Below are 13598 nucleotides of genomic sequence, written 5' to 3'. Positions count from 1 at the left end.
GAACCACTTGAATTTACCCGTTTTTCACCTATTTGCACCGAAAAATTGACCATGTTTGGGTTGGGTCAGTATCTGTTTCCATAACTGGCCTGTTCGCTTAAAACCCGAATTTAGCACATCTTCGTATTGGTTGTCGCCATTAACATGTTCTATAAAATATATCTAGTGCTGTCGATATTTCCTGCTGATACTGTGAACCGCTTCCACAAGTGTCAAAGCGCTTTCTGGAGGCGTGTACTGGGAAATGCCATGTCCTAGATTGAAGACGTGGCCGCTGCCATTACCATAACCCGACAGGATTTTTTCAACTTCAGCGGCAATTACTTCCGGCGAAGCGAACAGTACGGCCGGGTCGAGATTTCCCTGCAGAGCAACCTTGTGACCCACACGCCGCCGGGCTTCGGCAATATCCACAGTCCAGTCCAGTCCAACCGCGTCACAACCGCTGTCAGCAATGCTCTCGAGCCACAGCCCGCCGCCCTTGGTAAAAACAATATTTGGAATGCGCTCTCCGTTATGCTCATGTTTTAGTCCAGCCAGGATCTGGCCAATATAACGCAGGGAGAATTCCCGATAGGCAGCATGAGATAGAGCTCCGCCCCAAGTATCGAAAATCATTACCGCCTGGGCCCCGCATTCGATCTGGGCATTCAGATAGGCCGTAACAGCCTGAGCATTAATGTTAAGGATGTGATGCAACAGATCGGGCCGCTGATACAGCATGGTTTTGATCTGGCGAAAATCGGTCCCGCCGCAACCTTCAACCATGTAGCAGGCTAACGTAAACGGGCTACCTGAAAATCCGATCAGGGGAATCCTGTTATCCAGCGTCTTCCGAATTTGGGTCACCGCATCCAGCACATAGCGAAGATGTGCATCCGGATCGGGTACCGCAAGTGCGCGAATCTCCCATTCCTCGCGCAAAGGGCGCTCAAACTTGGGCCCTTCCCCTTCGGAAAAATAAAGACCCAACCCCATTGCATCGGGTATCGTTAGAATGTCCGAGAACAGTATCGCCGCATCGAGCGGGAATCGCGCGAGCGGCTGCATGGTGACTTCAGTCGCGTAATCCGGATTCTTGCATAAAGCGAGAAAACTGCCGGCGCGGGAACGGGTCTGGTTATACTCAGGCAAATAGCGGCCGGCCTGGCGCATCAGCCACACCGGCGTGTAGTCCGTGGGCTGGCGCAGGAGAGCCCGCAACAACGTATCATTTTTTAATTTTGTCATTCGCGTCCATTCAACCGCACAGTTCAGAAAAGAGACTCGGCATTTTCCTCTTGCCACCTGGCCCGGATTCGGACGAGGGAAGGGACGCCGACCATGACGGACGGGCCGAACCCACGATATTACCAGCGATTGACTTTCAGGTATATGCTCATCGGCTGGCAGTTGCCATGGCTGATCCATTGCCATACCTATGCCAACCAAAGCGGCATAGGCCGTTTAGGACGTTCGGTTCTCCTGAATCAGAGGGTCTCATTGGAAGGTCCTGCGAACCGCAGACGCTGCATCAGGCGTTCAGCGCTCTTCGATTGTAAACAGCTTCCGATATTCACGTATGGCGTAGCGGTCAGTCATGCCTGCAATATAGTCTGCAATCGCCTGATACCCATCCTGAGTATATTTCGATTGAAATGCCGGCGGGAGCAACCGTATATCCGAATGAAACGCCTTAAAAAGCATTTCGACGGTGTGACGCGCCTTGGCGCTCATGCGCGCCACCTGATAGTGCCGATAAAGATGGTCGCGCAGGAATTTTTTCAATTCCTGCTGCTCCTGCCGGATTTTATTGCTGAAACCAATCAGGGCAGGCGCTTCCCGCACCATTGATAAACCTTCCGGCGCGGCCTCTGCAATATTTCTTGCGCTTTGCTCGGTCAAATCCGATACCAGCGTATTGATCATGCGTCGCACCGTCTCGTGAATGAGACGCCGGCCAGAGATTCCGGGATACGCGGTTCTGGCGGCGGCTAAATGGCGGGAGAAGATTTTCACTTCTCCAAGCTGTTCCTCGGTAATCAGCCCGGAGCGCAAGCCGTCATCGACATCATGGTTGTTATACGCTATTTCATCGGCAAGATTGGCGAGCTGCGCCTCCAACGAGGGGCGCCTGTCGGTGAGAAAACGTTCGCCCACGTCACCCAGCTGGGCGGCTTTTTTTCTTGCGCAATGTTTAAGAATGCCTTCACGGGTTTCGAAGCACAGATTCAAGCCGTCGAATCCACCGTAATGCTCTTCAAGTACATCTACCACCCGCAGGGACTGAAGATTGTGTTCAAAGCCACCATACTCTTTCATGCAATCATTCAGAGCGTCCTGCCCCGCATGCCCGAATGGCGTATGCCCCAGGTCATGCGCCAGCGCGATTGCCTCGACCAGGTCTTCGTTAAGACGCAAGTTGCGGGCTACGGACCGACCGATTTGCGCCACTTCCAGACTATGCGTCAGGCGCGTGCGGAATAGGTCTCCCTCGTGATTGACGAAAACTTGAGTCTTGTATTCGAGCCGGCGGAAGGCGGTGGAATGGATGATACGATCGCGATCACGTTGAAAAAATGTCCGTCCGGGAGACAACTCTTCGGCAATTTGGCGTCCGCGCGAGTTTGCCTGCGATACCGCATAAGGGGCTAATTCAAGCATTGGCTGTGCATTCAGCAAGAGTTTTAATCAGCAGGCTGCTGGGTACGTCCCCCCGAACCTCAGCCTCGCCAATGCGTTTGAGTAATACAAAACGCAGTTTCCCCGCCTCGACTTTCTTATCCAGTCCCATCAGGCGCAAATATGTTTCCGCGCCCAGATTCGGCGCAATCACGGGAAGCTTGGCCTGTACGAAAAGATCCCTGATTCGCTTCACGTCAGTGCGACTGATCATGCCCATTCGATGCGACAGGTTCGCTGCCAGCATCGTGCCCGCCGCCACCGCTTCGCCATGCAGCCAGACACCATACCCCATCGCATTCTCGATCGCGTGCCCGAATGTATGCCCCAGGTTCAGCAGCGCGCGCATACCGCTTTCACGCTCATCCGCCGCCACGACCTCGGCCTTATTTGCGCAGCTGCGCTCGATGGCTTCCACCAGAATCACCGCATCCCGCGCTAACAGCCCTTGCATATTGGCCTCAATCCACTCCAGGAAGACGGGGTCGCGGATGAGGCCGTATTTGATAATCTCGGCAATGCCCGCGTGCAACTCCCGATCCGGCAAGGTATTCAGCGTTTCGATGTCTGCCAGGACTGCACGCGGCTGATAAAAAGCGCCGATCATATTCTTGCCAAGGGGATGATTGATGCCGGTCTTGCCGCCGACCGACGAGTCAACCTGCGCCAGAAGCGTCGTGGGAATCTGGATAAAAGGAACACCGCGCAGATATGACGCCGCGGCAAATCCGGTCAAATCACCAACAACGCCGCCTCCTAAAGCCAGGACAGCAGTGCTGCGTTCGCACCGGTTCGTCAGGAGAGCATCGAATATGCAGTTTAGTGTTTGCCAATTTTTATATTCTTCCCCGTCGGGGAGAATAATAGGGACCGATGTAACCCCTTGAGCACCAAGGCTGGCACGCAACCGTCCCATATAAAGGGGGGCCACCGTGGCATTGGACACGATTGCGACGCGCTGCTGCGTCAGATGGCGCGAGATAAATTGAGGCTGACTCAAGATACCGCTACCGATATGTATCGGGTAGCTGCGCTCGCTCGGCGCGGGAGTAAGGTTAACCGTAATCGTCTTCATGGCGCGAACCGGAATGGCTCCGCAGTGTGGCTCTTAATGAGTTATGCTTGGCGAAGCCAGGATAAGGTGAAATAAATTTTTACGGCTTTACCACTACCAGTATGACCACCGCGATCAGAATCAGGACTGGGATTTCGTTAAACCAGCGGTAATAAACGTGCCCGTGGCGGTTGCGATCATGCTTGAAATCGGCAAGAAGTCTTCCACAGTACAGGTGATATGCGACTAGTATTAACACGAGTACCAGTTTGGCATGAAGCCAACCGCCCGTTATGCCGTAACCCAGCCACAGCCACAGCCCCAACGCCACTGCCAACACAGCACTCGGCGTCATTATGCCATAGTAGAGTTTGCGCTCCATCACCTTGAAACGCTCGAGACCGAGCGAATCGCTGGTTGTAGCATGGTAAACAAACAGCCGCGGTAGATAAAACAGGCCCGCAAACCAGGCCACGACGAAAATAATATGGAAGGATTTGACCCAGAGCATCTGGTTAATTTAGACAGGAAAGACTGACTAGTTCATCCGGCTGCGCGTCAGAGGCGACCACAAGACGTATCCAAGCGCACTTTCCAGCCAGCCCGCAAATGCTGCTCGCTGGAGGACTGCCGATACAGGCATTATCCCGCTTGCAGCTGAGCTGAACAGAGCGCCGCAAAGCTTTTGAACAATTATGCGACGCTCTGCAGGTTCCGCCAACTCATCCAATCATTGGAGCCGAAAAGTACGGGGAATATTTATATAGCGTGTGAGCACGAATCGAAGCGCTATATTACATCGCAACAACCTCGATTTCTGGTTCGATCGCCCTTAGCATATTCTGAATACCCCTGAGCGTGCCTGAGATCGAACTGGGACAGGTGCCACACGCCCCTTGGTAATGAACGCTGAGCTTGTTGCCATCCAGAGCAAGGACATGGAGATCGCCGCCGTCGTTTTGCAGGTAGGGGCGTATCTCCTCGTCGAGCATTTCGTTGATCGCATCAAGGCGTTTCTGGTCCTCGGGACTTAATCCAGCGATCGCAGTCCCGGCGGCCGCGACTGTAGCGGCTGAGTGCGCATCTGCCGCAGGCGCAGCGCGGATCGGATCGGCCACTTCACGCGCCAGATCCTGCCAGTCTGCCCCGCCATCCTGGGTGATCGTGATCCAGCGATCGACATAAAATACGTTGGTCACGTGGTCTATATCGAATAGCGCCTCAGCAAGCGGATCGCCCAGCGCCTGCTCGGCATTATCGTATGAGCGCGTCACCCCCCAGGTCAGCGGTTCCTTCAGAATGAACTTTAACGCGTTCCGGTTCGGGGTACCCTCGATTTCAGCTATTTTAGGCATTTCCAGTTCCTTCAGGGGAGCTCTGAACAAGTCCTGTGGAGCTCGTCAGAAATCTTTAAGCATCTCCTATCGCGGCGTGCATGGGATCATCTTCCGCCTCGGTCGAGGTAGTCGTAACCGAGTTCAGCGCCGCCTGCAGCGTGTGCCAAGGCAAAATAGCGCATTTTACGCGAGTTGGCAGATCGCGCACACCGGCGAATACCGTAAGCCGTCCCAAGTGATGGCCGTCATTTAAGTTGAGCGTGCCCGTAGCCATCTCGCGGAATTCCTTTATCAACGTCTCCGCGTCGGAACGGGTCTTGCCTTTAACAACCGTCGTCATCATCGAGGCAGACGCCTTGCAGATGGCGCATGACTCACCATGGAACGCAATGTTGTCGATCCGCTCCCCATCTAGATTAAGCTCGATGTCGAGATGATCGCCACAAAGCGGATTATGGCCAACCGCGTGATGGGTCGCCTTATCCAGCGTGCCGTAATTTCGAGGCTTTTTATTGTGGTCGAGAATAACCTCTTGATAAAGGGACTTGGAGTTCATCACGTAAAAACCTTTTGCACAGTTCGAATGCCCGAGATAAACGCGTCCACCTCGGCCATGGTGTTATAAAACGCAAACGAAGCGCGCGTTGTCGCTGGGACTTTGAGGCGCAGCATCACCGGTTGTACGCAATGATGACCAGTGCGGACGGCAACGCCTTCTTGATTCAATAGCGTGCCGATGTCATGCGGATGCACCCCCTCCATCACAAATGAAAGTACCGCTGTTTTCCTTGCGGCGGTCCCAACAACGCGGATGCCCGGTATATGGGATATTTGCTCCGTTGCGTAGTTCAGCAGCTTAAGTTCATATGCCGCAATGGTGTCCAGGCCGATGGCGGACAGATAATCAACCGCCGCACCGAGGCCGATGGCGGCCGCAATCGGCGGCGTGCCGGCCTCGAACTTGTGCGGGATGGAATTATATGTCGTCTTTTCAAACGTCACCGCCAGAATCATATCCCCGCCACCTTTGTAAGGCTGCATTCGCTCAAGTAACTCAGCCTTTCCATAAAGTACCCCAATGCCGGTCGGTCCGCACAGCTTGTGGCCAGAAAAAGCATAGAAGTCGCAATCCAGATCCTGAACGTCCACCAGCATATGGGGCGCGGCCTGCGCGCCATCGACCAGTACCGGGACGCCCCGCTCGTGGGCAAATTTAATCATTTGCTTGACAGGATTAATGGTGCCGAGGGCATTTGACACGTGCATTACACCAACGAATCTTGTACGCGCGGTAAAAAGCTTCTCGTATTCGTCGACAAGAAGTTCGCCAGCATCGTTGATGGGCACCACGCGAATCCTCGCGCCTTTCTCTTCGGCGAGCATTTGCCACGGCACGATGTTCGAATGATGCTCGAGCGTGGTCAGAATGATCTCGTCGCCTGCGCGGATATATTTGCGGCCATAGCCGTGCATGACCAGGTTGATCGAATCGGTTGTGCCGCTGGTAAAAATAACCTCCCGATCCTCACGCGCATTGATGAAATGCTGCAGCTTGCGGCGCGAGGCCTCGTATTCCGCTGTTGCCGTTTCCGATAAATAATGTACTCCGCGGTTGATATTCGCATGTTCGCTGGTCTGGTAGCGCACCAGGCGATCGATGACTGGTTTCGGCATCTGGCTTGATGCGGCGTTATCAAGATAAACCAATGGATTTCCTTCAACCTGGAGCTTCAGGATCGGAAAATCAGCACGGATGTGTTCAACGTCGAACATTGAAGTGAATTCCGGTTGCAAAGCAGAATCAATGAGCTTCATGGTCAGGTTTTTTTAGTCTGTTCGAGCACAGTCTGCTCGAGCCGATGTTTAAGCGAAGCAATGGGGATACGGTCGATTATTTCCGCGCCGAAGGCATAAGTCAGCAGATTGCGTGCCGCAGTTTCCGTAAGGCCGCGGCTCTTGAGATAAAAAAGTTCCTCGTTATCCAGTTGCCCAACCGTCGCACCATGCGCGCATTTCACGTCATCCGCAAAGATTTCAAGCTGTGGCTTTGTGTCGACGCGCGCCCTGGCACTCAGGAGCAAGTTGCGGCTTGATTGTGCAGAATCAGTACGCAGGGCTCCCGCGCGCACGAGAATCTTGCCATTGAATACCGCGTGCGCAGCGCCGTCCACAATACATTTATGTGACTGACGGCTCGTACCATACGGTTTCGCGTGATCGATACAGGTATGAGTATCGGCGAGCTGGCGGCCTTTTATCAAAGCCAAGCCGTCGATGACGCACTCCGCTCCCTCCGCCGCAAGCGTCGCATTCAGGTCATAGCGGGAAATACGCCCGCCAAGCGCGATACTTACAGACCGATAGCAGCCGCCTTGCGCCACCGATACCGCGCAGTTTGCGATGTGAAATGACTCCAGGCTATCGCGCTGCACTCTCACGTGGGTAACCGTTGCATTATTCTCAAGAGCAACCTCGGTCACCGCGTTGGTTACATATGCGTCGTCCTGCAAGGAAACGTAATCCTCGACCATTGTTACCGCGCTACCCGCCTGAGCAATCAATAGGCACCGGGGGTGGATTGCCGCTCCCGCCTGCGTGGCGATGAATAACACGTGCACCGGCTTCCGTACCTTGGCGTCGCGAGGCGCAATGATCAGCGCTCCATGGTGCAGGTAGGCAGTATTGACCGCAGCGAATAAATTGTTTTCGAAACCCGCGAGGCGGCCGAGATGTGGCTCGATTACCGAGGCGTGCGTCGCTACTGCCGTCGACAGATCAGTGACAACCAGACCACTGTCTTCCATCAAATCCGGCTGACTGGACAACTCCGGCATGAACGCCCCGTCCACAAACACCAGCCTGATCGCTGCCTCATCCAGATGAAAATGCCGTGCATCTATCGCATGCGCTGGTGCGTGCGATGGGCGCAACGACAGCCGGGTGAGCGGAGATATGTCGGTAAAGCGCCACTCCTCATCGCGCGTAGTCGGAACCTGCAGCGTCCCAGCGCGCTCGACAGCACTGGCGCGCAGTTGGTTAAACCAGGCCAGGGGACTGGGCGGCAGTTGAGGCCGCCCCTGAAGGATACTATTAAGATAGCCGTTGCTGACCACCGCACTCATGCTCATGCGCCAGCGGTGGCAGGCTGCCCGGCGCCAACCCAGTCGTAGCCGCGCGTCTCGAGTTCGAGCGCAAGCTCCTTGCCACCCGTCTTGACGATCCGGCCCGCCCGCATCACGTGCACAAAATCCGGCACGATGTAGTTGAGCATACGCTGATAATGCGTTACCAATACAATGGCGTTGTCGGCAGTGGACAGCTTGTTCACTCCATTGGTCACGATCCTGAGCGCGTCAATGTCCAGACCGGAGTCGGTTTCGTCCAGAATCGCCAGCCGTGGCTCCAACAGCGCCATCTGCAAGATCTCGTTGCGCTTCTTCTCACCGCCGGAGAAACCTTCATTCACGCCGCGATCAAGAAAATCTGGATTCATTTCCAGCAGTTTCATTTTGTCACGTACAAAATCCTCAAACTCAAGCGGATCAAGCTCGTCCTTTCCGCGTTGTGCCTGCACGGTGTTATACGCGAGACGTAAAAAATGACTATTGGCGACGCCGGGTATCTCGATCGGATATTGAAAGGCCAGAAACACGCCCGCACGGGCACGCTCCTCCGGTTTGAGATCGAACAGGTCTCGGCCTTCGAATATTACCGAGCCCCCGGTCACCTGATACGCGCTGTGTCCGGCAAGCACCTTGGCGAAAGTGCTTTTGCCCGAACCATTGGTGCCCATGATGGCATGTACTTCACCGCTTTTAACGGTGAGATCGATGCCCTTGAGGATCTCAATGCCATCAACGGTAGCCCGTAGTCCCCGTACTTCCAGCAAAGTCTTGCTGCCGTCGAGTATCATCCAACACTCCCTTCAAGTTTGAATCCGAGCAGCTTGGTCGCCTCGACCGCGAACTCCATTGGCAACTGTTGAAATACATCCTTGCAGAAACCATTTATGATCATCGATACCGCTTCCTCGTTGCCGATCCCGCGCTGTGCAAAGTAGAACAACTGGTCCTCGCCGATCTTGGACGTGGATGCCTCATGCTCGACCTTCGCCTCCTGGTTACGGACCTGAATGTAAGGAAACGTGTGCGCTCCGCATTGGTCACCAATCAGCATTGAGTCGCATTGCGAATAATTTCGCGCGCCAGCCGCGGTCGGAGCAATCCTGACGAGCCCCCGGTAGCTGTTATTCGAATGCCCAGCCGAGATACCTTTGCTCACAATCGTGCTGCGAGTATTTTTTCCGATATGGATCATTTTGGTACCGGTATCCGCCTGCTGATAATTGTTGGTGACCGCCACTGAATAGAACTCTCCGACAGAATTGTCTCCCTGCAAAATACAGGAAGGGTACTTCCAGGTAATTGCCGAACCGGTTTCAACCTGGGTCCACGAAATACGGGAGTTGACGCCTTTGGCGAGCCCGCGCTTGGTAACAAAATTGTAAATTCCACCCAAGCCGTTTTCGTCGCCTGCGTACCAGTTCTGTACCGTCGAGTATTTGATATCGGCATTATCCAGCGCGATCAGCTCGACCACCGCGGCGTGGAGCTGGTTAGTGTCGAATTTGGGCGCGGTGCATCCTTCCAGATACGACACTGACGCTCCTTCCTCGGCAACTATCAAGGTACGCTCGAACTGTCCTGATTCTTCGGTATTGATGCGAAAATAGGTAGACAAATCCATCGGACACTGGACACCTTTGGGAATGAAGCAAAACGTCCCGTCCGTGAAAACCGCCGAGTTGAGCGCAGCGTAATAATTGTCTCCCACCGGCACGACTGTGCCGAGGTACTGCCTCACCAGTTTCGGGTGCATCTGAACGGCTTCCGAAATCGAGCAGAAGATAATCCCAACCTCTGCCAGCTTCTGCTTGTAAGTCGTCGCAACTGAAACGCTATCAAAAATTACATCGACCGCGACCCCGGCAAGCGCGGCGCGCTCGTGCATTGGGACGCCAAGTTTCTCGAACGTGCGCAGCAACTCGGGATCGACTTCATCCATGCTGCTCAGTTTCTTTTTCGGCTTTGGGGCTGCGTAATAACTGATCGCCTGAAAATCAATCCTGGGATATTTTACATTTGGCCATTTCGGCTCGTCCATCTTGAGCCACTGGTGATAGGCCTTGAGACGGAAATCCAGCATCCACGCCGGTTCGCCTTTTTTTGACGAAATGAGTTTGATGATATCTTCGTTTAGCCCTTTCGGGGCAATATCCGACTCGATGTCGGTGACGAAACCGTGCTTGTACGGCTGATTGACCAGATTTTGTAATACTGCACTCATGAGATTGCTCCAATATCGTTCGCGTCGAAGATGATCACGGTAACCGTCCTTTATCGAAAGCTTCTCGACCTCCGTCTTCGTTACTCGCAAACAAGGCTAAACCTTGGCGGGCTCCTTCAGGCTGAAGCTTTCCCCACAGCCACACATGTGGTCAATGTTGGGGTTATCGAGGCGGAACGAATCGTTAAGACCTTCCCGTATAAAATCGACACGTGAGCCATCAAGAAACGCCAGAGTACCGGCATCGACCACCAGGCTGGCATCATGAGACGCAAAAATCTCATCACCTTGACGAAGCTCGTCAGCGTAGTCGAATGTGTAAGCAAACCCGGAGCACCCTACTTTCTTCACACCGATGCGCAATGCCAATCCTTTGCCCCGCTTGGCAAGTTGTTTACGGATTTGCTTTGCCGCGTTTTCGGTTAATGTTATCGCCATCATTGTCTCCAGTTTCTATCCCCGTAGGACGATCAAAATGACGTAAAGTTTTGCGCCGGGTGCTTTATCAGGCGGAAATTACCGCACGTTCACGTTCGGGCATTACCTTTTCGGGCATGGTCTTGTCAGATATCACCGTGCGCATATCCAGCATCTGGACTACGCCCTTCTCTCTCAATTTACGTTCATCATGTCTTGCTTTCTGGTCATCGACCAGTTGTTTCAAACTGACCGCGCCAAGATGATCGAAAATAAGATCATTGAGCTTGACCCACAGATCGTGCGTCATGCATTTCTTGTCGTTGTGGCAATTCTCCTTGCCACTGCACTGGGTGGAGTCTATCGGTTCGTCAACCGCCAGGATAATCTCGGCGATCGAGACTTGCGCGAGATCCTTGGCGATGTAATACCCGCCGCCCGGGCCTCGAACACTGTCGACAAGCCCGCGCTGCCGCAATTTCGCGAACAATTGCTCAAGATAAGATAACGAGATTTGCTGACGCTGGCTGATTTCGGCCAGTGTCACCGGACGGGTGCTCCGCTGCATGGCCAGGTCCAACAGCGCCGTTACTGCAAACCGTCCTTTCGTTGTTAGCCTCATAATAAACTCCTTCCTCTTACTATCGTGATTCCGTTGAAATAGAGAACATCGTCCTAAACCAGCTCGGTCAATACACGACTGATTTAGTCAACTATAAGATACTTGATAGATTTAGTCAACTATAACGCCCGTTCAGGAGAGCAGAGTCGCTAAAAAACAGATTTCGGCCGAAGGGAGTTTATGACGTTAAGTGCGGCGACGCAGCCCCATATGGGCTTTCACCAATTCGATAGCCTGATAACGAAACAGGTCTCCGCGGGTGTCTTTCACCCACATATGCAATAGACCAATAAAGAAGAGATGGGTGTCTACAGCCAGCTGGGAGGAATCGTGAGACGGGTGTAACTGATTTTGAACGTTGGCGCGTTCGTAAACCAACCGCAGTTTTTGAAAGATACCGGAGCAATTCGACAGGATCTGCTGCAAAACCGTTGCGAACTCATCCACATATTCGCACTTGATCATCATGATTTCGTAAATTTCGCGCGTTTCGATGCTGTCCGACAGAACTTGAATAGTCCCGCACAAAAAATTTTCGATGCAGGTAAGGGGATCTTCAGAGCCCTCAACGAGGAGCGTATCATCCATGCGATCGATCAGTGGCAACAATACCTGCTCGCGCATGGCCTGAAACAAATCAAGTTTATTGTTGAAATGCCAATAAATTGCGCCCCGCGTGACGCCAGCCTGGAGAGCGATGTGTTCCATGGTCGTTCGGCTGACGCCGCGCACGAGGAACACCTGCCGCGCCGCCTCAATAAGCTTTTGCCGCGTTAATTCCGCGTTTTCCTTTGTTTTCCGGGCCATCGTTAGAAATAATTCCGATTCCTGTTTACATATCCAATCTTTTGTTCGTATAATTTACATACATACATGAATGTATGCAACAGATTTGTGTGCTTTCGTATGCAACAGATTCGTTTAACCCGCTCGTTTTACCGGATGGAGCTAAGATGTCAGATGCCGGACAATATAAAAATAACCGAAGCGACCAATTAATGGTCGGTAACTGGACGCTAACTTTAGTCGCTATTATATGCATTGCGCTAACCGCGTGCAGCAAAAATGATCAGGCTGCAGCTCAGCCACCTGCGGGCACGGCGCTTCCTGTCAGCGTAATTGAAGTTCGGCCGACCAGTGTGCCGATCAGCGCAGAGGCGGTTGCTCAAACCGAAGGGGCCAAGGAGGTTGAAATACGTCCCCGGGTAGGCGGTATCCTGCTTAAGCGCCTGTACGACGAAGGCGCGGCGGTAAAAGCGGGACAACCCATGTTCCTGATCGATCCCGTGCCCTACCAGAACGCCCTGGCGCAAGCAAAGGCGCAACTTGAACAACAGAAGGCACGGGTGATCCAGACCGAGCGCGAAGAAAACCGCTTGCGCACCCTGCTTGAAACACAGGCCATTAGCCAGCGTGAATATGATAACGCTGCCTCCGAGAACGCGATCACGCGTGCAGCCCTGCTGCAGGCCGAAGTTCGCGTGCGCGATGCCGAGCTCAATCTTTCCTATACTCACGTCGCCGCACCGGTAAACGGCATCTCCGGCCGCTTCCGATTCTCCGAAGGCGCGTTGGTGGAAGCCTATAGCAGCCTGCTGACCACCCTCGTCCAGCTATCGCCCATATGGGTGCGCTTCAGTCTTTCCGATAACGAGCTGGCACAAATTGGCGGTCCCCTGAATGAACAGAGGGTGCAGCAGATAACACTGATATTGCCCGATGGCAGGGAATACGAAAAAAAAGGCGAATTGAATTTCGCCGCCAGCCAGATTGACCCCCTGCTCGGTACCCAGCAACTGCGTGCCACCTTCGACAACAGCGATCAGCGCTTGCTGCCGGGGCAGTTCGTGCGCGCCCGCGTGGTGACCGGCATGCAGGACGGCGTGTACCTGGTGCCCCAGGTCGCGGTGTTGACCTCCGATATGGGCACGAGTGTGTATGTGGTCAACGAAAAGAATGAAGCAACGGTCCGGCCGGTAGTGACGGGCCGCTGGATCGGCAAGGACTGGGTCATCCTGGACGGACTCAAAGCCGGCGATAAAGTCATCGTCGATAACCTCATCAAGCTCCGCCCGGGCACGCCCGTGGGGCCCAATCCGGTCGGTGAGGCACCCGCCGCTCCTCCCCCGCAGTCGGTTCCCCAAACGCAGTCCTAAACAGG

At 53.9% G+C, this 13598-nt stretch carries 14 protein-coding genes; 1 reads left to right on the top strand and 13 read right to left on the bottom strand.

Annotated elements, in window-relative coordinates:
- Positions 1 to 162 precede the first annotated feature (162 nt).
- The 13 genes from hemE to R5L00_RS10865 all read right to left on the bottom strand — a co-directional run bounded on the left by hemE (position 163) and on the right by R5L00_RS10865 (position 12244).
- Complete coding sequence (gene hemE / locus R5L00_RS10925; protein ID WP_107694875.1) at positions 163 to 1230, bottom strand: uroporphyrinogen decarboxylase; 1068 nt, start codon at positions 1228 to 1230, stop codon at positions 163 to 165.
- A gap of 291 nt (positions 1231 to 1521) precedes the next feature.
- Positions 1522 to 2643 (bottom strand): deoxyguanosinetriphosphate triphosphohydrolase, encoded by a 1122-nt coding sequence (locus R5L00_RS10920; RefSeq protein ID WP_317651684.1) that lies wholly within the window; start codon positions 2641 to 2643, stop codon positions 1522 to 1524.
- On the bottom strand, positions 2636 to 3736 hold the full coding sequence (aroB, locus tag R5L00_RS10915; RefSeq protein WP_317651683.1) for a 3-dehydroquinate synthase: 1101 nt from the start codon (positions 3734 to 3736) through the stop codon (positions 2636 to 2638). The genes R5L00_RS10920 and aroB overlap by 8 nt, the downstream gene beginning before the upstream one ends.
- A 79-nt stretch (positions 3737 to 3815) precedes the next feature.
- The gene (gene hemJ, locus R5L00_RS10910) at positions 3816 to 4226 is read right to left on the bottom strand and encodes a protoporphyrinogen oxidase HemJ (RefSeq protein ID WP_107694879.1); all 411 of its coding nucleotides are present in this window, start codon (positions 4224 to 4226) and stop codon (positions 3816 to 3818) included.
- Positions 4227 to 4509: 283 nt separating this feature from the next.
- The gene (locus tag R5L00_RS10905) at positions 4510 to 5070 is read right to left on the bottom strand and encodes a NifU family protein (protein ID WP_107694904.1); all 561 of its coding nucleotides are present in this window, start codon (positions 5068 to 5070) and stop codon (positions 4510 to 4512) included.
- Between the two features lie 55 nt (positions 5071 to 5125).
- Positions 5126 to 5608, bottom strand: coding sequence for a Fe-S cluster assembly sulfur transfer protein SufU (sufU, locus tag R5L00_RS10900; RefSeq protein ID WP_317651680.1), 483 nt, complete (start codon positions 5606 to 5608; stop codon positions 5126 to 5128).
- Entirely contained in the window at positions 5608 to 6867 is a 1260-nt protein-coding gene (locus R5L00_RS10895) for a cysteine desulfurase (RefSeq protein ID WP_317651678.1), read from the bottom strand. The genes sufU and R5L00_RS10895 overlap by 1 nt, the downstream gene beginning before the upstream one ends.
- A gap of 2 nt (positions 6868 to 6869) precedes the next feature.
- Entirely contained in the window at positions 6870 to 8174 is a 1305-nt protein-coding gene (sufD, locus tag R5L00_RS10890; protein WP_317651676.1) for a Fe-S cluster assembly protein SufD, read from the bottom strand.
- A 2-nt stretch (positions 8175 to 8176) separates the two neighbouring features.
- Complete coding sequence (gene sufC / locus R5L00_RS10885) at positions 8177 to 8965, bottom strand: Fe-S cluster assembly ATPase SufC (protein ID WP_107694886.1); 789 nt, start codon at positions 8963 to 8965, stop codon at positions 8177 to 8179.
- Positions 8962 to 10398, bottom strand: a complete 1437-nt coding sequence (gene sufB / locus R5L00_RS10880; protein ID WP_317651673.1) for a Fe-S cluster assembly protein SufB — start codon at positions 10396 to 10398, stop codon at positions 8962 to 8964. Before sufB ends, sufC begins: the two co-directional genes overlap by 4 nt.
- Positions 10399 to 10494: 96 nt before the next feature.
- Positions 10495 to 10836, bottom strand: coding sequence for a HesB/IscA family protein (locus tag R5L00_RS10875; RefSeq protein WP_107694889.1), 342 nt, complete (start codon positions 10834 to 10836; stop codon positions 10495 to 10497).
- 67 nt (positions 10837 to 10903) lie between these two features.
- The gene (locus tag R5L00_RS10870; protein WP_107694891.1) at positions 10904 to 11437 is read right to left on the bottom strand and encodes an Rrf2 family transcriptional regulator; all 534 of its coding nucleotides are present in this window, start codon (positions 11435 to 11437) and stop codon (positions 10904 to 10906) included.
- Between the two features lie 186 nt (positions 11438 to 11623).
- Positions 11624 to 12244, bottom strand: coding sequence for a TetR family transcriptional regulator (locus R5L00_RS10865; protein ID WP_317651670.1), 621 nt, complete (start codon positions 12242 to 12244; stop codon positions 11624 to 11626).
- Between the two features lie 146 nt (positions 12245 to 12390).
- Here R5L00_RS10865 and R5L00_RS10860 point away from each other — a divergent pair, with 146 nt between their 5' ends.
- Positions 12391 to 13593, top strand: a complete 1203-nt coding sequence (locus R5L00_RS10860) for an efflux RND transporter periplasmic adaptor subunit (RefSeq protein WP_317651668.1) — start codon at positions 12391 to 12393, stop codon at positions 13591 to 13593.
- Positions 13594 to 13598 lie beyond the last annotated feature (5 nt).

This window comes from Nitrosospira sp. Is2 (genome assembly GCF_033095785.1).
Lineage (GTDB): Bacteria > Pseudomonadota > Gammaproteobacteria > Burkholderiales > Nitrosomonadaceae > Nitrosospira.
The sequence above is the reverse complement of the archived record's forward strand: the minus strand, read 5'-3'. Positions and strand labels throughout refer to the sequence as shown.

Coding starts and splice junctions, on each gene's coding strand:
- hemE (WP_107694875.1), bottom strand. CDS start 1,230: ATGACAAAATTAAAAAATGATACGTTGTTGCGGGCTCTCCTGCGCCAG.
- R5L00_RS10920 (WP_317651684.1), bottom strand. CDS start 2,643: ATGCTTGAATTAGCCCCTTATGCGGTATCGCAGGCAAACTCGCGCGGA.
- aroB (WP_317651683.1), bottom strand. CDS start 3,736: ATGAAGACGATTACGGTTAACCTTACTCCCGCGCCGAGCGAGCGCAGC.
- hemJ (WP_107694879.1), bottom strand. CDS start 4,226: ATGCTCTGGGTCAAATCCTTCCATATTATTTTCGTCGTGGCCTGGTTT.
- R5L00_RS10905 (WP_107694904.1), bottom strand. CDS start 5,070: ATGCCTAAAATAGCTGAAATCGAGGGTACCCCGAACCGGAACGCGTTA.
- sufU (WP_317651680.1), bottom strand. CDS start 5,608: ATGAACTCCAAGTCCCTTTATCAAGAGGTTATTCTCGACCACAATAAA.
- R5L00_RS10895 (WP_317651678.1), bottom strand. CDS start 6,867: ATGAAGCTCATTGATTCTGCTTTGCAACCGGAATTCACTTCAATGTTC.
- sufD (WP_317651676.1), bottom strand. CDS start 8,174: ATGAGTGCGGTGGTCAGCAACGGCTATCTTAATAGTATCCTTCAGGGG.
- sufC (WP_107694886.1), bottom strand. CDS start 8,965: ATGATACTCGACGGCAGCAAGACTTTGCTGGAAGTACGGGGACTACGG.
- sufB (WP_317651673.1), bottom strand. CDS start 10,398: ATGAGTGCAGTATTACAAAATCTGGTCAATCAGCCGTACAAGCACGGT.
- R5L00_RS10875 (WP_107694889.1), bottom strand. CDS start 10,836: ATGGCGATAACATTAACCGAAAACGCGGCAAAGCAAATCCGTAAACAA.
- R5L00_RS10870 (WP_107694891.1), bottom strand. CDS start 11,437: ATGAGGCTAACAACGAAAGGACGGTTTGCAGTAACGGCGCTGTTGGAC.
- R5L00_RS10865 (WP_317651670.1), bottom strand. CDS start 12,244: ATGGCCCGGAAAACAAAGGAAAACGCGGAATTAACGCGGCAAAAGCTT.
- R5L00_RS10860 (WP_317651668.1), top strand. CDS start 12,391: ATGTCAGATGCCGGACAATATAAAAATAACCGAAGCGACCAATTAATG.